Origin of the sequence: Chromobacterium haemolyticum (assembly GCF_009936155.1) — a bacterium.
GTDB lineage: Bacteria > Pseudomonadota > Gammaproteobacteria > Burkholderiales > Chromobacteriaceae > Chromobacterium > Chromobacterium haemolyticum.
Genome location: NZ_AP019312.1, coordinates 3,436,313 through 3,458,206 on the forward strand (window position 1 = coordinate 3,436,313; position 21,894 = coordinate 3,458,206).

Sequence of the window (21,894 nt, forward strand, 5' to 3'; positions counted from 1 at the left end):
AACGGACGTTGAAACCGGCTTCGAAATGCTCATGTACCGCTTGACCATACCGCGTTCTCAGCCGTTTTCGCCTGGTCTCTCCCTCGCTGGCGAAACAATGAACCGCGATGAGCCCGCCGGCGCGCGCCAGCAGGGGCGCGGCGCGACAACGGCGGGCTCTCTGCCTTACTATACCTGCAACTTCTTCTGACTCTTGATCACGAAGCGCTCCCGGTCCTCCCCCCTCGCTTCAGCCTCCACCAACCAAACCGGCGGCCGGCCTCGGCCCGACCAAGTCTGATGCGGCATTGCCGGGTTCTGGTACTTTGGCGTTACACCGTTCTTGGCGTAGAGCTTGGGCAGAATCAAGCCGTAAGCCATCGCCAGCCGCTCAATTTCTTCTATCCCTTTTTGTTGACGCAGCTGAATGCGGTCGGTAAGCGTATTCAACAGAAAAACCGCCGCGTCCTTCAGCGCCTGATCCGAGCAGGAATCCAGCAACTCCTCGTTGATCAATACTTTTTTATGCATACACGCCTCCTAAAGCTTTGCCGGATTTCCACTTCCGTTACCAACTCCGGCCAACCGTTGTCTCTCAATTCTCATGTCTATGCCATCCATCATTAGCCGTCGTTCTGACCCAGGCTTTAATGCCATCCGGCATTAACTCTTTATGCCAATACGGGAGGCAAATTGTTTTTCTTTGAATATTCTATCTCCATCACCCCAATGGCTTGGAATAGGAAAAAACTGATTTTTCCTAGGAAATCACGACTTTGCCGCTCCCGGAACGGTGTAGTCAGCGAGCAGGCCGCTTCCTCCAAAACCAATGGCATGAAAGCCCGGCCTCTTCCCCCCTTTGCCTTCTTTCACCACCCACCGCCGTCTGGGAAAATATTTTTAGAAAAGCCTTGCGCAGCCTGAAAAGCCTAGGTATAGTTCGCTTCCTGTCGAGACCGACCGGGCGGATAAGCCGGGAAGGGGCAAGACAATACGTGGGGGTATAGCTCAGCTGGGAGAGCGCTTGCATGGCATGCAAGAGGTCAGCGGTTCGATCCCGCTTATCTCCACCACAATTCAGTCCCCATCGTCTAGAGGCCTAGGACATCGCCCTTTCACGGCGGTAACCGGGGTTCGAATCCCCGTGGGGACGCCAGCAATACCGGGGGTATAGCTCAGCTGGGAGAGCGCTTGCATGGCATGCAAGAGGTCAGCGGTTCGATCCCGCTTATCTCCACCAAATATAAAAGCCGAAATCGAAAGATTTCGGCTTTTATTCTTTTCGGCTCAAATATTACTCAGCCGCCATCCTGAATTCGTTTTTCCCCGCCCGCTTGGCCTCGTACATCGCCCGATCCGCCGCGTGCAGCAAACCACCCAGATCCCCGCCGTTTTCCGGAAAAAAAGCCACGCCAATGCTGGCGGACACCGAGCACTCTCCGCCATCCAAAGCCACCGGCTGCGCCAATACCGTCAACAATCGCCTCACCATGACGCCGCAAGCCCCCTCCCGATCCAGACCGGGCGCCACCACCAGAAACTCATCCCCACCCAACCTCACCACCAAATCCTCTCCGCGCACATGCTGCCTCAGACGCTCCGCCATCGCCACCAGCAACGCGTCGCCCGCCTCGTGCCCCCAGCCGTCGTTCACCGCCTTGAAACCATCCAGATCAATAAACAGCAGCGCAATGCATTCATTACGGCGCTTGGCTCTGATGATCTCCTTCTCCAGCTCCACCTGTAGAAAGTGGCGATTGCCCAGGCCGGTCAACTGATCGTGATAGGCCAGAAAGTGAATATGCGCCTCCGCCGCGCGGATCGCCGAAATATCGGAGATCGCCAGCACATAGTGGCTCACCCTTCCCTCAACGTCCCTCACCACCGACGCATGCTGCCAACAGGGAAAGACCTCATTCCGGCGACGGCACATCACCTCGCCCTGCCAAAAATACCTCTCGCCTTCCAAACGGCGGTAAAAAGCCTCTCCGTGCGGCTCCACATGCAGGCAGACGTCCGGATCCTCCCCCAAGGCCTCCTCCGCGCTCAAATCCGTCAAACGGTAAAAGGACTCGTTCGCAGACACAATGCGGCGCGCGTGGTCCAACACCAGAATGCCTTCCGCGCTGGCCTGGAACACCACACTGGCCTGCCTCAGCCTGACTTCGCTCAGATACGCCTCCGTCACGTCCCGCGCCACGCCCACCCAACGCGCCGACTCTCCCTCCGCGGCAAAGTTGCGCCCGCACAACTCAACCCACCTCACCGCGCCCTCCGCGTTGATTTTCACCGTTTTCTGCAAGGCCCGCCCCGACCCCAGATCCCGAGCCAGTTCGGCGGCCTCGGCCTCCGCCATGCCCAACAGGGCAGGCCGTCCGTTCTTCGCGACGGAGAATGGAAACGCGTCCAGAAACTCCTCCACCCACACCATCTCGCCGCGCCGACCACCCCATTCCCACACCCCCAAACGGGCCGCCTCCACCGCCATGCGCAAACGACGACGCTGCCGCTGCTCCTCCACCTCCGCCCTGCGCCGCGCCAATCCCATACGCACCGAGGCATTCAGTTCGCGCAACTGATAAGGCTTCAGCAAATAGCCGTACGGCGCGCTGACTTCCGCGTTGCGCAGCATATCGTCCTCGGCGTAAGCCGTCAGAAAGATGGATGGAATCTGAAAGCGCTCGCGTATCACGCGCGCCGCCTCGGTTCCCGGCACATCGCCGTCCAAGTGAATATCCATCAACACCAGATCCGGCTGATCCGCCTCTGCCCGTCGCACCGCGTCATCCGCATTGGCGCAAACCCCCAGCACCCGGTACCCCAAAGACTCCAGGCTGGTCTGCAAATCCAGCGCCACCACTCCCTCATCCTCAACAATCAACAAACCGTTGCCCATATTCATTCCGCGTTCTCCGGCTCGTCACTGAACACGATTTCCACACAAGCACCGCCCGCCTCGGGCCGCAACAGCCTGGCCACGCCTTTCAACTGCCCCACCAAAGTGGGAATCAGGCGAAAACCCAGCGAACTCACCTCCCCCAGCTTCACTGACTCGGGAATACCCACCCCGTCGTCCGACACCAGAATCCGGCAACGCCCGCCCTCCTCCCGCTCCAACGCCACCTCCACCGTGCCGCGCCGACCGGGAAAAGCATGCTTGAGAGCATTGGTCACCAGCTCGTTCACCAGCAAGCCACAGGGAATCGCCCGTTGCATGCCCAGGTACACCACAGCATCCATGCCGCGACAACGCAAGCGAACCCCGGCGTCCGACACGCTGCCGCTTAGCAACTGGGTCAACCTCTCCAGATAGACGCCCACGTGGATACGAGAAAAATCGCCGTGCTCATACAACAGCTGATGGATTAACGCCATTGCGCGCACATGATTCTGACACTCTGTCAGCACCGACACCGCCTCCGGCGGCGCCGAGCGCGTTTGCAGATTAAGCAGACTGGAAATGACTTGCAGATTGTTCTTAACCCGATGATGCACCTCGTTGAGCAGCGCCGTCTTTTCCTTCAACGCCCGCTCCAGACTGGCCTGCGCCGCCTTGCGCGCGCTAATGTCGGTAATGGTGGCCAATACCTGCAACTCTCCACCGTCGCGCACCGGGGTCAGACCGATTTCCGCCGGGAACTCGCCTCCATCGCGCCGCACCCCGAAAATCTCCTGCTGACGCGCCATCTCTCGCGCCTCCGGACGGCTCATGTAGCTCTCGATCAACCGTCCATGGCCATCGCGAAACCGCTCCGGCACCAGACTGGAAATCATGAGGCCCTCCATGCCAACCCCCAGATAATCGAACATCGCCTCCGCCCGATGATTGGCCATCAAGATCCGCCCGCTCTGATTTATCATCACCAGCCCGTCCAAGGCGGAGTCCACCACCATGCGCAAACGGGCCTCGCCCTCGCCGCGCAGACGTTCGGCGCGCCGCTCCGCCGCCACATCCCGAACCACGGCCACTACCCCCACCACCTCGCCCGCCGATGCGCGATACGGCAAATAGCTGATCTGCCACTCTCTCACCACACCCTCGTCGCCAAGCCCCACCTTGGAATTGACGCAGAAATCGAGCACCGGCTCTCCGCTCTCTATCACCCGCCTCATCAGCGATTCCAAATATTCGCCGATCCGTGGCAACATTTCCGCCACGCCTCGACCCAGATGAGCGGAGCGTGGCAAGCCGTTGGCTTCCGCCAAACGCTGATTAAGCATTCGATAACGCATCTGGCCGTCAATCAGAGCAAGCCCCACCGGGACCGCCTCCAGCACATCGGACAATAGCCGTTCAGCGTCATCCAGCACACCGTCTCCACCCACCAGAAATTCCGTCACCCAGCCTCCTCACGCCGCGCCGCCCAACCCCTCGCGCAACCCCAAATGGCCACGCCCAAGCGCGCCGGCAAGACAGACAACCTGCCATTAGCTTGTGTTATATGACGTATGAAATAGGAAGCAAACTGTTAAAATTGCTTAGCGCAATCAATCGGGACAGGCGCGCCGGGGCTGCGAGAAACAGGGAAAAGGTCGCGACGAACGCGCGGAAATGGAAAAAGGCCACGCATTGCGTGGCCTTTGAATTTTGGCTCCCCGAGCAGGGCTCGAACCTGCGACCTGCGGATTAACAGTCCGTCGCTCTACCAACTGAGCTATCAGGGAACATCTCTTGTGAGAGAGGAGTATATTAACCAAGCACCAAGGCAGCGTCAATACCCGGGGCGCAAAATGCCTGCGCCCCGGATCTCAAACCGCGCTCAAGGATTACGGGTTTCCACCTGCACCAGCTCCGCCGGAGCGGCCTCTTGCTGAGCCTGGCGAGTCACGTCGCGACGACGCGGCCCAGCCGGCACCACCGGCTCTTGCACAGCGGGCGCCTCGACCACCGACTTGGTGGACACCATCACCAAGCCGCCCAGGCTTACCGGTTCAGACGCGGCCACGGCGCGGGTTTCAATCACCACCGGCGCCTCGACTTCCGGCTCAGCCTGCTCCGGCTCGCTTTGTGCGGCCAGGGCAACCGGTTCCGGCGCAAGCGCCGGCTCCGCCGCGGCAAACGCTTCGACAGCCTCCACCACAACAGCCACTTCAACCGGAGCCGTCTCAACAACCGGAGCAGCCTCAGCCGCCGCGGCCGCTTCAACTATCGGCAATTCCGGTTCAGCCGCCGCAGCGGGCTCAAGCACGGGGGCCGCAGCCTCCGCTTCGAACGCTTCCCGCACCGGCTGCGCCGTTTCGACAACAACGGGCTCAACCACCGGCTCAAGCACAGGGGCTTCAGGCGCCGCGGCCGGAACCGTTTCCGCCACCGCGTCCACGGCGACTTCCGCCGCTACCGCGCCGACAACGACTGCGGCCACTGCCGCAGCCGGCGCAGCTTCCGCTGCCGGCAGAGCAGCGCCCTCTTCCTGCGGCGCAGCGGACGGATCGTCGCGACGACGATCACGACGGCTGCGACGGCGGCGACGCTCATTGCGCTCCTGCTGCTCGGCGTCGCCCTCGGCGCGAACCTCGTCGGCCGCCGGCTTGTTCAGCTCCAAAGCCTGCTCATCCGCCTGCGGCGCCTGACGACGGCGCGGCTCCTGCTGCGGACGCTCCTGCTTTTCCAACTTCTCCGGACGCTCTTGCGGCGCTTCTTCGCGCGCCGGCTGCTGACGCTGCGCGTCCTTCAGTTCGCGGGGCTCGCGGCTTTCACGACCTTCGCGGCTGTTTTCGCGCTCGCGGCGGCGACTGTTGCGCGGCTGCTCGCCGCGCTCCTGCCGCTCTTCGCGTTGCGGCTGTTCCTTGCGTTCCGGACGCTCCTGACGCTCGCCGTCCTGACGCTCGCCGCGTTCGGCGCGCTCCGGACGACGCGGCTTGGCCTCGTCGGCGCCCTGACGGCGCTGCTCGTGCTCGCGGCGCGCCTGGCCACCCGGGCGACGCTCGGCGTTACGCTGACGGTTGCCGCGCTGCTGCGGCTGCGCCCCCGGCTTTTTCTTCTCGGCCGGCTGAGCGACCGCTTCCGGCTCGGCGAACAGGCTCTTGACCCAAGCGCCCAACTTGCCGAACAGGCCAGGCTCCGGCTCAGCCGCCTTGGCCGCCACCGACGGCGCCGGCTGCTGCGGGGTAATGCCTTTGACCGCGGCTTCCTGGCGCTCCAGCTTCGGCTTTTCATGGCCGAAGTTGGTGATCACGTCTTCTTCCTGCACTTCCACCCGCTTGTAGCTCGGCGCTTCGCCGGCTTCGGCCAGATCGTCGTGGCGCACGCGCACGATCTTGTAATGCGGGGTTTCCAGATGAATGTTCGGGATCAGCACCACGTCCACGTCCAGACGCTCTTCGATCGAATGGATTTCGGAACGCTTTTCGTTGAGCAGGAAGGTGGCCACGTCCACCGGCACCTGCGCGTGAACCGCGCCGGTGTTTTCCTTCATCGCCTCTTCCTGGATGATGCGCAGGATGTGCAGAGCGGAGGACTCGGTGCCGCGGATGAAGCCGATGCCGTGACAGCGCGGGCAGGTCTCGTGGCTGGTCTCGCCCAGGCTGGGCTGCAGGCGCTGACGCGAGAGCTCCAGCAGGCCAAAACGGGACAGCTTGCCCATCTGCACGCGAGCGCGGTCGTGCTTCAACACGTCGCGCAAACGGTTTTCCACGTCGCGCTGGTTCTTGGCGCTTTCCATATCGATGAAGTCGATCACCACCAGGCCACCCAGGTCGCGCAAGCGCAGTTGGCGGGCGATTTCCTCGGCCGCTTCCAGGTTGGTCTTGACCGCGGTGTCTTCGATGTCGGCGCCCTTGGTGGCGCGCGCGGAGTTGACGTCGATGGACACCAGCGCTTCGGTGTGATCGATCACGATGGCGCCGCCAGACGGCAGCTGCACGCTGCGCGAAAAGGCGGTTTCGATCTGGTGCTCGATCTGGAAACGGGAGAACAGCGGCACATGATCCTTGTACAGCTTCACACGCGACAGCATGTTGGGCATCACATGGCTCATGAACTGACGGGCCTGATCGTAGATTTCCTCGGTGTCGATCAGCACTTCGCCGATGTCCGGATGGAAATAGTCGCGGATCGCGCGGATCACCAGGCTGCCTTCCTGCAGAATCAGGAACGGCGCGTTCTGAGCGCCGGCCGCGCCTTCAATCGCGCGCCACAGCTGCATCAGGTAACCCAGATCCCACTGCAGTTCTTCCAGATTGCGGCCAATGCCGGCGGTGCGGGCGATCAGGCTCATGCCGTGCGGCACTTCCAGCTGCGACAGCAGATCCTTCAGCTCTTGACGCTCCTCGCCCTCAATGCGACGCGATACGCCGCCGCCGCGCGGGTTGTTGGGCATCAGCACCAGGTAACGGCCGGCCAGGCTGATATAGGTGGTCAGCGCCGCACCCTTGTTGCCGCGTTCGTCCTTCTCCACCTGCACGATGACTTCCATGCCTTCGCGCAGCACGTCCTGAATGCGCGGACGGCCGCCATCATAGCCCTGGAAATAGGAACGGGACACCTCTTTAAACGGCAGGAAGCCGTGGCGTTCGGTGCCGTAATCGACAAAACAAGCCTCAAGGGAGGGCTCGATACGGGTAATCACACCCTTATAGATATTCCCCTTGCGCTGCTCTTTGCCTACAGTCTCGATATCGAGGTCGACGAGCTTCTGCCCGTCGACAATGGCAACGCGCAGCTCTTCAGCCTGCGTTGCGTTGAACAACATGCGTTTCATTTACATTCCTTGCGCGGCACTCACGCAAGGGATGCAGCCAGTATTTGACGGCCCAGTGACTATTGATGGGCGCTTTCCGAAAGAAGTGTCGATGTAAAGATCGAAAAAAACAGTTTTGACAAGCCTACTTCCTGAAAATCGATCACACGCAGACCTGACTCATGTGCGCAATTGGCGCTCCGGGATCGCCGGCCTGCCTCAAAGGGCAGGACATACAGTACAGGGGGGCTAGCATGCCGGGTCAAACTTCGCTGCAAAATTTCCTGACTGGCTTAGCATCAGGAAATGGAATACTCGTGAGTGCGTTATGCGTACAAATGCATTACCATCGCTGCTTTTCGGTGAGCGAGTTAACCTTGGCTGCAAACGTCGCGAGCGGCATCAGGTCAGGGTCTGTAAATCCCTGCCGGCCGTCTCTAACCTCTTGCAGCAGCGCCACGCAACATGCCGTGACCTTGGCTTGACATTTCGCCGTCATCTTGGTGCAACACACCTTGGGACAGCGCCAGAAGTATAAGCAATATGACAGACATTCGCAAAGATTCCGTCTCCTTCGTCCAAGTGGACGACGGCGACGCCGGCCAACGCATCGACAACTACCTGGTGCGCTTGCTCAAGGGCGTGCCCAAAAGCCATATCTACCGCATCCTGCGCTCCGGCGAGGTGAGGGTGAACAAGGGCCGCATCGACGCCGCCTACCGCGTGCAGGCCGGCGACGAATTGCGCATTCCGCCCATCCGCGTGGCCGAACGCGCGGAAAAGAACGTGCCGGCCGCCACCTTCCCGGTAGTCTACGAAGACAACGCGCTGCTGGTGATAGACAAACCGGCCGGCGTGGCGGTGCACGGCGGCAGCGGCGTGTCCTTCGGCGTGATCGAGCAACTGCGCCAGGCCCACCCGGACTGGCGCTATCTGGAGCTGGTGCATCGGCTGGACCGCGAAACCTCCGGCCTCCTGATGCTGGCCAAGAAGCGTTCGGCGCTGACCAAGCTGCACGACATGATGCGCGCCAACGTGCCGGACAAACGCTACCTGGCGCTGGGCATAGGCCAGTGGCCGGAGGACGCCCGCCAGGTCAAGCTGCCGCTGTTCAAGTTCCACACTCCGGACGGCGAACGCCGCGTGCGGGTCAGCGACGCCGAAAACGGCCAGTACGCGCACACTAATTTCGCGATCAAGGAACGCTTTGCGGAATTCACGCTGGTGGAAGCGCACCTGCGCACCGGCCGCACTCACCAGATCCGCGTGCACATGCAGGCCAACGGCTGCGCGATCGCCGGCGACGAGAAATACGGCGACTTCGCGCTGAACAAGGAACTGGCCAAGCGCGGCCTGAAACGCATGTTCCTGCACGCGCGCAGCCTGTCCCTGCCCCACCCGCTGACCGGCGAGCCGTTGAAACTGGAAGCGCCGCTGCCGCCGGAACTGGAGCGCTTCCTGAAAATCTTGAGGTCTTGAGATGAACATTCGCTTCGATCTGGTCGTTTTCGACTGGGACGGCACTTTGATGGACTCCACCGCCCACATCAGCCAGTCCATCCAGCAGGCTTGCGCCGACCTGTCACTTCCCGTTCCCAGCCGCGAACAGGCCAGCCACGTCATCGGCCTGCGCCTGGCCGAGGCGCTGCAGCAGGCCTGCCCGGCCGCCAGCGTCGAGCAGCTGCCGCGCCTGACCGAAGCCTTCCGCCATCATTACCACGCCAACCAGCATCAAGTGACCTTGTTCGACGGCGCTGTGGAGTGCCTGAACGCCGTCGCGGACAGCGGCGTTTTTCTGGCGGTGGCCACCGGCAACAGCCGCGCCGGCCTCAACCGCCTGCTGGAGCAAACCGGACTCGGCCCGCTGTTCCACGCTACCCGCACCGTGGACGAATGCCATTCCAAGCCGCACCCGGACATGCTGCTGTCGCTGACCGAGATGCTGGGCGCGGACCCTCGCCGCACGCTGATGATAGGCGACACCAGCCACGACTTGCTGATGGCCGGCAACGCCGGCTGCCATAGCGTGGGGGTCAGCTTCGGCGCCCACGACAGCGAACACCTGGAAAGCTGTGGACCGCTGGCGCTGTTCCATTCCTACCCCGAGCTGCAGACATGGCTGCTGCCGAAACTCGGGTAATCTGCCCCTCGGCTGAGCTTCAGGACGGCGGCCGCGCCTGGCGCTTCCAGATCGAACAGACGGACGGCGCGCCGCCGCTGCCCGCCTTCGCCGTGCGCTACCGCGGCAAGGTCTACGCTTACGTCAATGCCTGCCGCCACATCCCGGTGGAGCTGGATTTGCGCGATGGCGAAGTCTTCGACCTCAGCGGCCGTTATCTGGTATGCAGCATGCACGGCGCCTGCTACGAAGCACACACCGGCTATTGCGTGTCCGGCCCCTGCTGCGGCCAGCGGCTGATCGCCGTGCCCGTCTTCGAGCAGGACGGCAATATCTGCATCAATGTCATGCCGTCGTGAACTTTGCTAGACTCCTGGAATTATTCAGGGAGCACCACACATGAGCGACACCTCCAACCATTGGGAACGCCAATTGCTGGAAAAACTGGCCAGCGCCGCGCTGGTGGAACAACGCCGCGCCCGCCAGTGGAAGATTTTCTTCCGCATGATCTGGCTGATCATCATCGGCTTCGTGCTGTTCAGCCTGTTCATGCGCAACGAGGACAAGGCCGCGGCCGGTCTCTCCGGCGCCGGACACACCGCCGTCATCACGCTGGACGGCGTGATCGACAGCCAGAGCGACACCGCCAACAAGCTAAGCCAGGCGCTGACGGACGCCTACGGCGACAAGAGCACCAAGGGCATCATTATCGACGCCAACAGCCCCGGCGGCAGCCCGGTGCTGTCCGGCATGGCTTATGACGAGATCCGCCGCCAGAAGAAGCTGCATCCGGCGGTCCCGGTCTACGTGGTGGTCAGCGAGGTCTGCGCGTCCGGCTGCTATTACATCGCCTCCGCCGCCGACAAGATCTTCGTCGACAAGGCCAGCATCGTCGGCTCCATCGGCGTGCTGTCCGACGGCTTCGGCTTCACCGGCGCCATGGAAAAACTGGGTGTTGACCGCCGCCTCCGCACCTCCGGCGAGAATAAGGCGATGGGCGACCCCTTCTCCCCGGTCAACCCCAAGCAAGAAGCCATCCGTCAACAATTGCTGGACGACATCCACCAGCAGTTCATCGCGGCGGTCAAGGCCGGACGCGGCCAGCGCCTGGCCAACGATCCGCAGCTGTTCTCCGGCATGGTGTGGCTGGGCGACAAAAGCATTCCGCTGGGCCTGGCCGACGGCTTGGGCACGGTGCGCTCGGTGGCGCGCGACGTGATCAAGGCGGAGAAAACCGTCGACTATACTCAGCAAGACGACCTGTCCAGCCGCGTGGCGCGCAAGATTGGCGTGGAGTTCGCCGGCGGCGTGAAGAGTCTGTTCGACACCAAGCTGTTCTGATCAATCGGCAAGGCACACCATGGCGCGCAGAAGAAAACGGCAAGAAGAAGAACACGAGAACCATGAACGTTGGCTGGTTTCCTACGCCGACTTCATCACCCTGCTGTTCGCCTTCTTCGTGGTGATGTACGCGATCTCCTCGGTCAACGAGGGCAAATACCGCGTGCTCTCCTCCGCCATCGTGGACGCCTTCCGTTCAGGCTCCACCATCAGCGTCAACACCACCCCGCCCAGCGGCGGGGCCAACACCATGATAGAAATCCCCGAGACCAAGCCAATAGCCAAGGCGGTCAAGGGAGAACATCAGGCCGAGAAAAAAGCCAATACCGGCTCGGCCCAGGGCGATGAAAAAACCCGGCTCGCCAACCTGACACAGGATCTGGCCAAAGTCATGGACCCGCTGGTGAAGAGCGGCCAGGTCACCATCACGCACAGCAGCAAGGGCGTCACCATCGACATCCGCGACACCGCGCTCTTTCCCACGGGACAAGCGCAGCCCAATGAACAGTCTCGCCAACTGATGGCCAATATGGCGCTGCAACTGGCCAAGGTGGACAACCCGATCCGGGTGGAAGGCTTCACGGACACCGTGCCCATCCGCAACTCTTATTTCCCATCCAACTGGGAGCTGTCCGCCTCGCGCGCCGGCAGCGTGGTGCGCCTGTTCCAGGAAAACGGCATCAAGCCGGAGCGATTGGTGGCGGTGGGCCGCGGAGCCAACCTCCCGGTGGGCGACAACGCCACCGCCGACGGCCGCGCCAGCAACCGCCGCGTCGCCATCACCGTATTGGCGAGCGGGCTGAGCGACGCCGAAGTGTTGTCGCCGCAAGACGCATCCATGGCCAATGGCCGCTAACACCCCTGTTTCTCAAGAGGAGCACGATATGAGCACCCCGATTCATCATTCCGCGCTGGAACAGCTGTTCCTCAACGCCCGCACCCACAGCCACTGGCAAGACCGTCCGGTCAGCGCCGAAACGCTGCACCAGCTGTTCGACCTGCTGAAAATGGCGCCCACCAGCGCCAACTGCTCGCCGGCTCGCTTCATCTTTGTGCAAAGCGACGCCGCCAAGGCCAAGCTCAAGCCCTGCCTGGCCGAAGGCAACGTCGAAAAAACCATGGCCGCGCCGGTATGCGTGATCGTGGCCCAGGACATGCGCTTCTACGAACACCTGCCCAAACTCTACCCGCACGCCGACGCCAGAAGCTGGTTTGAAGGCAACGACGCGGCGATCCAGGCCACCGCCGCGCGCAACAGCAGCCTGCAAGGCGGCTACCTGCTGCTGGCCGCTCGCTCCTTGGGGCTGGACTGCGGCCCGATGTCCGGCTTCGACAACGCCGCGGTGGACCAGGCCTTCTTCCCGGATGGACGCTTCAAGTCCAACTTCCTGGTCAACCTGGGCTACGGCGCCGCCGACAAGCTCTACCCGCGCTCGCCGCGCTTCGAGTTCGACGAAGCCTGCCAGATTCTTTAATCCCCCTCACGCATGCCCGGTTATAATGCCGGGCATTTTGCTGCCTGGAGAATCAAGATGCTCTATTCGCTTCTGCGCCCGCTGCTGTTCCGCTTTGACGCAGAGACCGCCCATGAACAGACGCTGGCCATGCTGGACCAGGCGCACAAGCTGCGCCTGAGCGCGCTGACCTGCCAAAGCGCCGCTCGCAAACCGGTGCAAGCCATGGGCCTGACCTTCCCCAACGCGGTGGGGCTCGCCGCCGGGCTGGACAAGAATGGAGCGCATATCGACGCTTTGGCCGCGCTGGGCTTCGGCTTCATCGAAATCGGCACCGTCACCCCAAGGCCCCAGCCGGGCAACCCCAAGCCGCGGCTGTTCCGTCTGCCGGAACACCAAGCCATCATCAACCGCATGGGCTTCAACAACCTGGGCGTGGACACCCTGCTGGACAATGTGCGCCGCTGCAAATTCCAAGGCGTGCTCGGCATCAATATCGGCAAGAACGCCGCCACCCCGATAGAAAACGCCGCTGACGACTACCTGGCTTGTCTCGACAAAGTCTACGCTTACGCCAGCTACGTCGCCGTCAACATCTCCTCGCCCAATACAAAGAACCTGCGCCAATTGCAGGAGGGCGACGAACTGGGCCGACTGCTGGCGCAATTGAAGCAACGCCAGCAAGCGCTGGCCGATAAACACGGCCGCCACGTGCCGCTGGCGCTGAAAATCGCCCCGGATCTGGACGACGATCAAGTCATTGCCATCGCCCGCCTGTTGACCGAACATCGCATCGACGGCGTCATCGCCACCAACACCACGCTGTCGCGCGAGGCGGTGGCCGGCCATCCGCTGGCGGATCAAGCCGGCGGCCTGTCCGGCGCGCCGGTCAAAGACCGTTCGACAACAGTTATTCGCAAATTAGCCAAGGAACTTGACGGCGCTCTGCCTATCATAGGAGTTGGCGGCATCCTGTCCGGGCGGGACGCCGTGGAAAAACTGGATGCCGGCGCCAGCTTGGTTCAAGTCTACAGCGGCCTGATCTACCGAGGCCCGGCGCTGGTGGCCGAATGCGCGAATGCGATCGCAGCGCGCGCCAAACCCTAAACAACAGCATGCGCGGCCGCGCACGGGCGCTCCGACACCGGAAACCCGGCGACAGGCCCGCGGCGACAATCCCGGGGCAAACCGGCTCGCTTATATAAACATGGGACTCACTCTTATGAACGCCAAAAAACTGATTCGTCTTTCCGCCATCGCGCTGCTGAGCGCCGGCGTGCTCACCGGCTGCGCCACCTCCGACTCCGCGGCCGTCTATTCCAAGGGCCAGATGCGCCAGGCGCAGACCGTGCAGCTGGGCACCGTGGTGTCGGTTCAGAACGTGAAAATGGAAGGCAGCAACAATGAGCTGCTAACCCTGGGCGGCGCTGCGCTGGGCGGCTTGGCCGGCAGCAATATCGGCGGCGGCAAAGGCCAGATCGCCGGCGGCATCGTCGGCGCGCTGGCCGGCGGCTTCGGCGCACAGGCCGCTCAACGCGGCATGACCAAGAACGCCCTGGAAATCACCGTCAAGCTGGACGGCTCCGGCCGCATGATCTCTATCGTGCAGGAAGCCGACATTCCGTTCACCGCCAACCAGCGCGTGCGCGTGCTGACCGGCGGCGGCAACGACCGTGTGGTGCCGTTCTAAGCAACGGCACGAGAACCCGATGCGCGCCTGCGATACGGCGTCGAACGGGCTCTAAGGCGGACGGTGTCCGCAATAAAAAAGCCGGCGCGAGCGCCGGCTTTTTCACATGGTTTCCCTCAGAGCTTGTTCAAAGTCTCGCGAGCAAGAGCGAGGCAAGACAAAAACGAGCGAAAAGCGGAATGGTCTAGTGGTGCATGAGCATTTTGAACTCGTACTCACCGTGCAACGCTTCACGAAGCGCAGCAGACCTTGAACAGGTTCTCACTCGTCCCGCGGCCTGGGCAGCTCCACCCAGCGCCCATCCATCAAAGCTTGCAAGGGCTGATACATCGCCTTGTAGGACATCTTCTGGCATTCGCGTATCCAATAGCCCAGATACAAGTGCGGCAGCCCCAGCCGCTGTGTCAACTCCGCCTGCCACAGCACGTTGAACACGCCCAGGCTGGACTTGGCGTCGTCCGGATCGTAAAAGGTGTAGACTGCGGACAGTCCGTCGGACAGACGATCGATCAGACTGACCATCTTCAATTCCCCGTCCAGGCGAAACTCCGCCAGCATGCTGTCCACCCCGCTTTTAAGAATGAACTCCGAGTACTGCTGCGGATCGTCGTCCGACATGCCGCCGCCGGCGTGCCGCGACTGCTGATACCAGCGGTACAAGGCGTAGTGCTCGGCGTTGAACTCCAACGGCAGCAAACGCACCTGCATCGCCTCCAGCCTGCGCGCCACCTTGCGCTGAGTACGGCTGGGCGCGAAGCGCTCCACCGGAATCCGCACCGGCACGCACGCCTGGCAGCTGTCGCAATAAGGACGGTAGGTATACAGGCCGCTGCGGCGAAAACCCAGCTTCACCAGTTGGCTGTAAACCTCGCCATCGATCGCCTCCGCCGGGATCGCCACTTGCGAGCGCGCCTGACGCCCCGCCAGATAGCTGCACGGATAGGGCGCGGTGGCGTAAAAATGGATGGCCACTGTCGGGCCGGGATCACGATGGCTCATTGGTATACCGGTAGTTCCACATCGCGGCGGGCTGCGCCCGTCGGGCATTCTCTTTCAGAGTAGCAAGAAATGTCTGACGCGAAACCAGCTTGGCGCCCAAGCTCTGCAAATGACGGGTGTGCATCTGGCAATCTATCATTGTCACCCCCTGCTCGCGCAAATGACGCACCATGTGGATGAAGGCCAGTTTGGACGCGTTGCTGCGACGGGAAAACATGGATTCGCCATAGAACATCAAGCCCAGACCAATGCCGTACAGGCCGCCGGCCAGTTCGCCGTCTATCCAGGTCTCGAAGGAATGCGCGTAGCCCAAGCGGTGCAAACGGCAATACGCGTCCACCATCTCCGGCACGATCCAGGTGCCCTGCTGCTGGGTTCTGGGTTCGGCGCAGGCCGACATCACCTCGCGAAACGCGGTGTCCACGCGGATTTCATAACGCTGGTTGCGCAGCACTTTATCCATGGACCGGCTGACTTTCAGTTCGTCCGGGCACAGCACCATGCGCGGCGCCGGAGACCACCACAAGATAGGCTCGCCTTCGGAAAACCAGGGAAAGATGCCTTGGGAGTAAGCAGCCAGGATGCGCTGCGGGGATAAATCGCCTCCAGCGGCCAGCAAACCGTTGGGTTCGCGCAGAGCCAGCCGCACCGGAGGGAAAACCGGCTCAGGACCGAGCCAGGGAATCATGCCTTTTTGGCGTTGAGGCAGTCCGGGCACTCGCCGTACATGTACAGCGCGTGATCGACGATGCGGAAGCCGTGCTGCTCCGCGATGCGGTCTTGCAGCGCTTCAATCTCCGGATCGAAGAACTCGACCACCTTGCCGCAGCTGACGCACACCATATGATCATGATGGCCGCCCTGGTTCAGCTCGTACACGGCTTTGCCGGTTTCAAAATGGTGGCGCACCAAAATGCCCGCTTGCTCGAACTGCGTCAGCACGCGGTAGATGGTGGCAAGGCCGATGTCGATATTTTCCGCAAGCAGCTTGCGATAGACATCTTCCGCCGACATGTGGCCAGCGTGCTCTTCCTCAAACAGATCGAGGATTTTCAAACGCGGGCCGGTGGCCTTGAGGCCGATATCTTTAAGGTGACTGGCTTTGCTCATCGTGATATAAAGTGGGTCGATTTCAGATCATGATAAAGCCTTTTCACGGCTTTGCCTAATTACCGCCTCATAACTTTTCGGTCACGGAGTATCATGCGCGCCCTGATTTTTGCCGCCGTCATTGCCCTCTCCGGCTGCAGTTCGATGAACCCCCTGAACTGGCTCAGCCCGCACAAGATGGAAATCCAGCAGGGCAATTATGTCACAGAGGATGCCGTAGCCAAACTTAAACCGGGCATGACCCGCTCGCAGGTGCGTTTCCTGTTGGGTTCTCCGCTACTGGCCGACGCGTTTCACGCCAACCGCTGGGACTACACCTATAGCGACATCAAGCAGGGCAAGCTGGACAAAAGCAGCAACCGCCTGCTGACCGTCTACTTCAACGGCGACGTGCTGGAGCGCGTGGAAGGCCAGGCGCAGCCGGCCGAACGCCCGCCGCTGACCGCCTCCGCTCCCGCCCAGGAAGCCAAGCCATGAGCGCCAACCCGCTGAAACTGGTGATCGTCGGCGCAGGCGGCCGCATGGGCAAGACCCTGATAGAAGCGACGCTGGCCGCGCCGGGCGTGGCGCTGCACGCCGCGGTGGACCGCCCCGGTTCGGAGTTCATCGGCCAGGACGCCGGCCTGTTCATCGGCCGGCACACCGGCGTCAAGATCAGCGGCGACTTCCTCCAGGCGCTGGAAGGGGCCGACGCCGTCATCGACTTCACCCGACCGGAAGGCACGCTGGAACACCTGGCGGCCTGCGCCGAGCGCGGCGTGCGGATGATCATCGGCACCACCGGCTTCGACGAGGCCGGCAAGGCGGCGATCCGCGCCGCCGGCGACAAGATCGGTATTGTATTCGCCGCTAATTTCAGCGTGGGCGTCAACCTCACCTTCAAGCTGCTGGACATGGCGGCGCGGGTGCTGAACGATGGCTACGACATCGAAATCATCGAAGCCCACCACCGCCATAAAGTGGACGCGCCGTCCGGCACCGCCCTGCGCATGGGCGAGGTGATCGCCGACGCGCTGGGCCGCGATTTGAACGAGTGCGCCGTCTACGGCCGCGAAGGCGTGACCGGCGAACGCGACCCGCAAACCATAGGCTTCGCCACCGTGCGCGGCGGCGACGTGGTCGGCGACCACACCGCCTTGTTCGCCGCCATCGGCGAGCGCGTCGAAATCAGCCACAAGGCTTCCAGCCGCGCCACCTTCGCCAACGGCGCGGTGCGCGCCGCACGCTGGCTGGCCGACAAACCGCACGGCCTGTTCGATATGCAGGACGTGCTGGGCCTGCGCTGAGCGCCGTCGGGGAGCCCGCTCCCCGCCCCCTTCCCATGCGCCTCCTTCCGCTGACCCTGGGCCTCTCCGTCGGCCTGATCCTGCTCTCCTTGGTTTCACTGCTGCACGGCAGCGGCATGGACGCGTCCCTTTTGCTGGCCGGCCATCCTCCGCCGGAACTGGAATGGCAGCTGCTGCTGGAATTGCGCCTGCCGCGCCTGCTGGCCAGCGCCAGCGCGGGCGCTTTGCTAGCCAGCGCCGGCGCGGCGGTGCAAGCGCGTTTCCGCAATCCGCTGGCCGAGCCCGGCCTGATCGGCATCAACAGCGGCGCGGCGCTGGCCGCCGCCGCGGCGCTGAGCCTGGGCGCCGGCCTCTACGCGGTGTCCGCGTCCGCCTTTGTCGGCGGCCTGTCTTCCTTATTGCTGATCCGCATGCTGGGCCAGACTCAACAAGGCGGCAGCCGGCTGATCCTCAGCGGCCTGGCCATCAGTTCCTTGCTGGGCAGCCTGCTGACCTTGTTGATCACCACCCTGCCCGACGGCTCCTTGCGCGTGGTGATTTTCTGGCTGATGGGCAGCTTCGCCAGCGTGGACTGGCCGCAAACCCTCTTGCTGTGCGCGACCGCGCCGCTGGTCTGGCTGGCGCTGCACCGGCAATGGCGCTTTCTCAACGCGCTGCAATTGGGCGAAACCGCCGCCTTTCACTTGGGCTTTGAAGTCCGCCGCCGCGAATGGCAAGTGGTGGTTCTCGCCGCCCTGGCCGCCGGCTTGGTGGTGTCCGCCTGCGGCATGATAGGCTTCATCGGCCTGATGGGCCCTCACCTGGCTCGCCAATTGGTGGGCGGCAACGCGCGCCGGTTGCTCTGGATAGCGCCCATGCTGGGCGCGCTGCTGGCCATCGCCTCGGACTGGCTGGCGCGCAGCCTGCTGGCGCCCAGCGAGCTGCCGGTGGGCGTGATCACCAGCCTGATAGGCGCGCCGTTCTTCCTGTGGCTGCTGCGGCAAAGCGCGGAGAAGGACAGCCATGCTTGAAGCGCGCGCCGTCAGCCTCTCCCGCCAGGGCCGCCTGTTGGTGGAGTCGGTTTCCCTGCGCGTGGTGCCGGGCGAACTCAATATAGTGCTAGGCCCCAACGGGGCCGGCAAAAGCAGCTTGCTGGGCATGCTGGCCGGCTTGCACGCCCCCAGCGCCGGCGAGGTGTGGATGGCCGGGCGGCGGCTGCGCGGCCAATCCGCCGCGGAACTGGCGCGCCAACGCGCGGTGGTGGAGCAAAACCCGTTGACGCCGGCGGGCTGGAGCACGCTGGAGCTGATTCAGTCCGGCGCCTACCTGCTAGGCGATGCCGCCGACGCCTGCCGCCGGGCGATGGAACTGAGCTGTACCGAGGACCTGGCGCAACGCCAGGCGCGCACGCTGTCCGGCGGCGAACAGCAACGCGCCCACTTGGCGCGGGCGCTGTGCCAGCTGTTGGCTTCTGCGGATGCGGAACGCTATCTCCTGCTGGACGAACCCACCGCCGCGCTGGACTTCGCGATGGCGGACGCGCTGCTGGCGCAAGTGGCCCGCATCTGCCGCGAACTGAATATCGGCGCGCTGGCGGTAGTGCACGATCTGAACCTGGCGCTGCGCCACGCCGACAATGTGCTGCTGTTGAACGAAGGGCGCGCCGCAGGCTTCGGGCCCACGGCGGAGATCATGCGGCGGGAAAAACTGGAAGCGGTTTACGGCGTGCGGCTGGCGGAGTTGAGCAGCCGGGAGCACGCCTTGCGCGCCTTCGTGCCGCTGCCCCACTCCCATTAAAACCGATTCGCTAGCAGCTGAATTCAGCGATGCGGCGTCTGCTTGCACTCGCTGAGAAAACGCGCACGGTCGGCCTCGCTCACTTCTCCGGCAAAGCCCTGAGTGATCACCGCCTCCGCGCCGCGCCGGTTTTCCCCCAGCTGCAAGCACATCTGCTTGGCCTGGATCACGCAGGCCGCGCCCTTGGCCATGCCGTGCCGCACCAATGCGTCCGCCACCTCCTGGCAAATCCATTCCTGGTAATTCAAACGGTGCGAGATCACGTCGATCAAGCGCGCGATGCGGCCGAAACCGTGCAGCCGCCCGCCCGGAATGTAGGCCACGTGGGCTATGCCCTCGAACGGCACCAAGTGATGCGGACACAGGCTGTGGATGGAGATATTGCTGATAATGACCATCTCGCGGGAGTTGTCTTCAAAGCCGCAGCCCAACACCTCGCTGGGATCAGCGGCGTAGCCGTCCAGCAGGCGGTCCCGCCAGAACGCGCTGACCCGCTCCGCGGTCTTGCCCAGGTGCGGATCGCCTTGCGGCTGAAAGCCGCACGCGGTCAGCAAATCGGTCACCGCGCGCTCAAACGCCTCCTTGTCGAACGGCCGCAACCGCTCCACGCCCACTTTGGGTTCGCGCTCCGGCGCAGGATGATCGCAATGCTCATGGTCCATATCGTCTCCCTTGTGACCGCTGATTCAACGTCCGCTGCGCGCCGGCTGCGCATAGCGCAACGAAAACCGGCTCGCAAATTTGAGCCGGCTCTTGGGCGGCGGCTTCAATCGAAATAGGAATTCGAGAGCAGCCCGGAGGGAAAGTTGCATCCGCCGGCGGCATGAAAAACCCGGGGCGACGACGCCAGCCCCGGGTTTGCGACTATATCACAGGCCGCCGCCGTTACACGCGCGCGCCTTCCAGATTGGATTTCATCTCATAGCTCTGCTTGACATCGCCATTCCCGTCCACGCTCTCCAGCCTCACGTCGAAGCCCCACAGCCGGCACACGTGCTTGAGCACTTCGTTGGCGCTGTTGTCGTCCAGCGGGCGCCTGTTGTGCATGGTGTGACGCAGCACCAGGCTGCGGTCGCCGCGCACATTGACCGACCACACCTGGATATTGGGCTCGCGCGAACCCAGGTTGTACTGCTCGGCCAGCTTGCCGCGAATGTCGCGGTAGCCCATATCGTCATGAATGGCGGACACTTCCAGCTTGTCGTCGTGGTCGTCGTCGCGGATGGAGAACAGGCGGAAATCGCGAATCAGCTTGGGCGACAGATACTGCGAAATGAAGCTCTCGTCCTTGAAGTTCTTCATCGCGAACTCCAGGGACTCGCGCCACGGCGTGCCGGCCAGGTCTGGAAACCAGGCGCGGTCTTCATCGGTGGGGGCTTCACAGATGCGCTTGATGTCCTGGTACATGGAAAAGCCCAGCGCATACGGATTGATGCCGTTGTACCAACGCGCCGTCACCGGCGGCTGATACACCACATTGGTGTGGCTCTGCAAAAACTCCATCATGAAACCATCGGTGACCATGCCTTTGTCGTACAGACGATTGAGGATGGTGTAGTGCCAGAACGTGGCCCAGCCCTCGTTCATCACCTGAGTCTGACGCTGCGGGTAGAAATACTGCGCCACCTTGCGCACGATGCGCACCACCTCGCGCTGCCAGGGCTCTAGCAGCGGCGCGGATTTTTCAATGAAGTAGAGCAGGTTTTCCTGCGGCTCCGGCGGAAAGCGCGGCGGCGACTTGTCGCTGCCGTCCTTGTCGCGCTTGGGAATGGTGCGCCACAGGTCGTTAACCTGCATTTGCAGGTATTGCTCGCGCTCTTCCTGGCGCGCCTGCTCCTTGGCCAGCGACAGCTTCTGCGGCCGCTTGTAGCGGTCCACGCCGTAATTCATTAGCGCGTGGCAGCTGTCCAGCAACTCCTCCACCGCGTCGATGCCGTAGCGCTCCTCGCACTTGGTGATGTAGCTCTTGGCGAACACCAGGTAGTCGATGATGGCCGAGGCGTCGGTCCAGGCGCGGAACAGGTAGTTGCCTTTGAAGAAGCTGTTGTGGCCGTAAGCGGCGTGGGCGATCACCAGCGCCTGCATCGTCATGGAGTTTTCTTCCATCAGATAGGCGATGCAGGGGTTGGAGTTGATCACGATCTCGTAGGCCAGGCCCATCTGGCCGCGCTTATAGCTTTTCTCGGTGGCGACGAAATGCTTGCCGTAGCTCCAGTGATGGTAATTAACCGGCATGCCCACCGAGGCGTAGGCGTCCATCATCTGCTCGGCGGTGATGACTTCCAGCTGATTTGGATAGACATCCAGCTTGAATTCATCCACCGCGATGGCGCGTATCTGCCGGTCGTACTCGTCGACAAGGTCGAAGGTCCATTCGGACCCGGTAGAAATGGGTGTCATGTTGCTGTCCCCTTGGCAAGACCGCTAAGAACCTGTTTACGATCTGCTGCGCGTCGGCGAT

21 protein-coding genes and 4 tRNA genes are annotated in these 21,894 nt (G+C 62.7%); 15 read left to right on the forward strand and 10 right to left on the reverse strand.

Annotation, left to right across the window (positions count from 1 at the left end; all coding sequences use genetic code 11):
• Nucleotides 1–168: 168 nt before the first annotated feature.
• The gene (locus tag GYH29_RS15685; RefSeq protein ID WP_019101516.1) at nucleotides 169–510 is read right to left on the reverse strand and encodes an H-NS histone family protein; all 342 of its coding nucleotides are present in this window, start codon (nucleotides 508–510) and stop codon (nucleotides 169–171) included.
• A gap of 466 nt (nucleotides 511–976) precedes the next feature.
• On the opposite strand from GYH29_RS15685, the gene GYH29_RS15690 reads away from it, so the two are divergent.
• The 3 genes from GYH29_RS15690 to GYH29_RS15700 all read left to right on the forward strand — a co-directional run bounded on the left by GYH29_RS15690 (nucleotide 977) and on the right by GYH29_RS15700 (nucleotide 1,219).
• Nucleotides 977–1,052 (forward strand) — tRNA-Ala (locus GYH29_RS15690).
• Between the two features lie 7 nt (nucleotides 1,053–1,059).
• Nucleotides 1,060–1,135: transfer RNA gene (locus GYH29_RS15695), tRNA-Glu, on the forward strand.
• 8 nt (nucleotides 1,136–1,143) lie between these two features.
• Nucleotides 1,144–1,219: transfer RNA gene (locus tag GYH29_RS15700), tRNA-Ala, on the forward strand.
• A 54-nt stretch (nucleotides 1,220–1,273) separates the two neighbouring features.
• On the opposite strand, the gene GYH29_RS15705 is transcribed toward GYH29_RS15700, so the two are convergent.
• The 4 genes from GYH29_RS15705 to GYH29_RS15720 all read right to left on the reverse strand — a co-directional run bounded on the left by GYH29_RS15705 (nucleotide 1,274) and on the right by GYH29_RS15720 (nucleotide 7,679).
• Complete coding sequence (locus GYH29_RS15705) at nucleotides 1,274–2,881, reverse strand: diguanylate cyclase domain-containing protein (protein ID WP_161524101.1); 1,608 nt, start codon at nucleotides 2,879–2,881, stop codon at nucleotides 1,274–1,276.
• Nucleotides 2,878–4,320 (reverse strand): sensor histidine kinase, encoded by a 1,443-nt coding sequence (locus tag GYH29_RS15710; protein WP_118268084.1) that lies wholly within the window; start codon nucleotides 4,318–4,320, stop codon nucleotides 2,878–2,880. The genes GYH29_RS15705 and GYH29_RS15710 overlap by 4 nt, the downstream gene beginning before the upstream one ends.
• A gap of 248 nt (nucleotides 4,321–4,568) precedes the next feature.
• A tRNA-Asn gene (locus tag GYH29_RS15715) sits at nucleotides 4,569–4,644 on the reverse strand.
• Between the two features lie 95 nt (nucleotides 4,645–4,739).
• Nucleotides 4,740–7,679, reverse strand: a complete 2,940-nt coding sequence (locus GYH29_RS15720) for an Rne/Rng family ribonuclease (protein ID WP_161524102.1) — start codon at nucleotides 7,677–7,679, stop codon at nucleotides 4,740–4,742.
• Between the two features lie 522 nt (nucleotides 7,680–8,201).
• Between GYH29_RS15720 and GYH29_RS15725 the strand changes: the two genes are divergently transcribed.
• The 8 genes from GYH29_RS15725 (at nucleotide 8,202) to GYH29_RS15760 (ending at nucleotide 14,262) form a co-directional block, all read left to right on the forward strand.
• Nucleotides 8,202–9,137, forward strand: a complete 936-nt coding sequence (locus tag GYH29_RS15725) for an RluA family pseudouridine synthase (RefSeq protein WP_019101520.1) — start codon at nucleotides 8,202–8,204, stop codon at nucleotides 9,135–9,137.
• A gap of 1 nt (nucleotide 9,138) precedes the next feature.
• Complete coding sequence (locus GYH29_RS15730; RefSeq protein WP_019101521.1) at nucleotides 9,139–9,798, forward strand: HAD-IA family hydrolase; 660 nt, start codon at nucleotides 9,139–9,141, stop codon at nucleotides 9,796–9,798.
• Entirely contained in the window at nucleotides 9,774–10,136 is a 363-nt protein-coding gene (locus GYH29_RS15735) for a Rieske (2Fe-2S) protein (RefSeq protein WP_161524103.1), read from the forward strand. Before GYH29_RS15730 ends, GYH29_RS15735 begins: the two co-directional genes overlap by 25 nt.
• A gap of 40 nt (nucleotides 10,137–10,176) precedes the next feature.
• The gene (locus GYH29_RS15740) at nucleotides 10,177–11,118 is read left to right on the forward strand and encodes a S49 family peptidase (protein WP_019101523.1); all 942 of its coding nucleotides are present in this window, start codon (nucleotides 10,177–10,179) and stop codon (nucleotides 11,116–11,118) included.
• Nucleotides 11,119–11,137: 19 nt separating this feature from the next.
• Nucleotides 11,138–11,974 carry a flagellar motor protein MotD gene (motD, locus tag GYH29_RS15745; RefSeq protein WP_019101524.1) on the forward strand — a complete coding sequence of 279 codons (837 nt, stop codon included), beginning with the start codon at nucleotides 11,138–11,140 and terminating at the stop codon, nucleotides 11,972–11,974.
• A gap of 28 nt (nucleotides 11,975–12,002) precedes the next feature.
• The gene (locus GYH29_RS15750) at nucleotides 12,003–12,593 is read left to right on the forward strand and encodes a malonic semialdehyde reductase (protein WP_019101525.1); all 591 of its coding nucleotides are present in this window, start codon (nucleotides 12,003–12,005) and stop codon (nucleotides 12,591–12,593) included.
• Nucleotides 12,594–12,650: 57 nt separating this feature from the next.
• Nucleotides 12,651–13,679 (forward strand): quinone-dependent dihydroorotate dehydrogenase, encoded by a 1,029-nt coding sequence (locus GYH29_RS15755; protein WP_019101526.1) that lies wholly within the window; start codon nucleotides 12,651–12,653, stop codon nucleotides 13,677–13,679.
• A gap of 115 nt (nucleotides 13,680–13,794) precedes the next feature.
• Nucleotides 13,795–14,262, forward strand: a complete 468-nt coding sequence (locus GYH29_RS15760) for an outer membrane lipoprotein (RefSeq protein ID WP_019101527.1) — start codon at nucleotides 13,795–13,797, stop codon at nucleotides 14,260–14,262.
• Nucleotides 14,263–14,523: 261 nt separating this feature from the next.
• Here the strand turns inward: GYH29_RS15760 and GYH29_RS15765 are convergent, their stop codons facing one another.
• Genes GYH29_RS15765 through fur form a run of 3 tightly spaced genes read right to left on the reverse strand, consistent with a single transcriptional unit; the run spans nucleotide 14,524 to nucleotide 16,371 of the window.
• On the reverse strand, nucleotides 14,524–15,261 hold the full coding sequence (locus GYH29_RS15765) for an arginyltransferase (RefSeq protein ID WP_039754930.1): 738 nt from the start codon (nucleotides 15,259–15,261) through the stop codon (nucleotides 14,524–14,526).
• Nucleotides 15,248–15,949, reverse strand: coding sequence for a leucyl/phenylalanyl-tRNA--protein transferase (gene aat / locus GYH29_RS15770; RefSeq protein ID WP_019101529.1), 702 nt, complete (start codon nucleotides 15,947–15,949; stop codon nucleotides 15,248–15,250). Before aat ends, GYH29_RS15765 begins: the two co-directional genes overlap by 14 nt.
• Nucleotides 15,946–16,371: a ferric iron uptake transcriptional regulator gene (gene fur, locus GYH29_RS15775; protein WP_019101530.1), complete on the reverse strand. Its 426-nt coding sequence runs from the start codon at nucleotides 16,369–16,371 to the stop codon at nucleotides 15,946–15,948. The genes aat and fur overlap by 4 nt, the downstream gene beginning before the upstream one ends.
• 93 nt (nucleotides 16,372–16,464) lie before the next feature.
• On the opposite strand from fur, the gene GYH29_RS15780 reads away from it, so the two are divergent.
• The 4 genes from GYH29_RS15780 to GYH29_RS15795 are packed head-to-tail and all read left to right on the forward strand — an operon-like array spanning nucleotide 16,465 to nucleotide 19,433.
• On the forward strand, nucleotides 16,465–16,848 hold the full coding sequence (locus GYH29_RS15780) for an outer membrane protein assembly factor BamE (protein WP_019101531.1): 384 nt from the start codon (nucleotides 16,465–16,467) through the stop codon (nucleotides 16,846–16,848).
• Nucleotides 16,845–17,657: a 4-hydroxy-tetrahydrodipicolinate reductase gene (gene dapB / locus GYH29_RS15785; RefSeq protein ID WP_043590230.1), complete on the forward strand. Its 813-nt coding sequence runs from the start codon at nucleotides 16,845–16,847 to the stop codon at nucleotides 17,655–17,657. The genes GYH29_RS15780 and dapB overlap by 4 nt, the downstream gene beginning before the upstream one ends.
• 35 nt (nucleotides 17,658–17,692) lie before the next feature.
• Entirely contained in the window at nucleotides 17,693–18,667 is a 975-nt protein-coding gene (locus tag GYH29_RS15790; RefSeq protein ID WP_052051944.1) for a FecCD family ABC transporter permease, read from the forward strand.
• Nucleotides 18,660–19,433 carry an ABC transporter ATP-binding protein gene (locus tag GYH29_RS15795; protein WP_161524104.1) on the forward strand — a complete coding sequence of 258 codons (774 nt, stop codon included), beginning with the start codon at nucleotides 18,660–18,662 and terminating at the stop codon, nucleotides 19,431–19,433. The genes GYH29_RS15790 and GYH29_RS15795 overlap by 8 nt, the downstream gene beginning before the upstream one ends.
• Nucleotides 19,434–19,456: 23 nt before the next feature.
• On the opposite strand, the gene folE is transcribed toward GYH29_RS15795, so the two are convergent.
• Nucleotides 19,457–20,095, reverse strand: coding sequence for a GTP cyclohydrolase I FolE (gene folE, locus GYH29_RS15800; protein ID WP_043590232.1), 639 nt, complete (start codon nucleotides 20,093–20,095; stop codon nucleotides 19,457–19,459).
• Nucleotides 20,096–20,318: 223 nt separating this feature from the next.
• Complete coding sequence (locus GYH29_RS15805) at nucleotides 20,319–21,833, reverse strand: SpoVR family protein (protein WP_043590234.1); 1,515 nt, start codon at nucleotides 21,831–21,833, stop codon at nucleotides 20,319–20,321.
• Nucleotides 21,834–21,894: the final 61 nt, after the last annotated feature.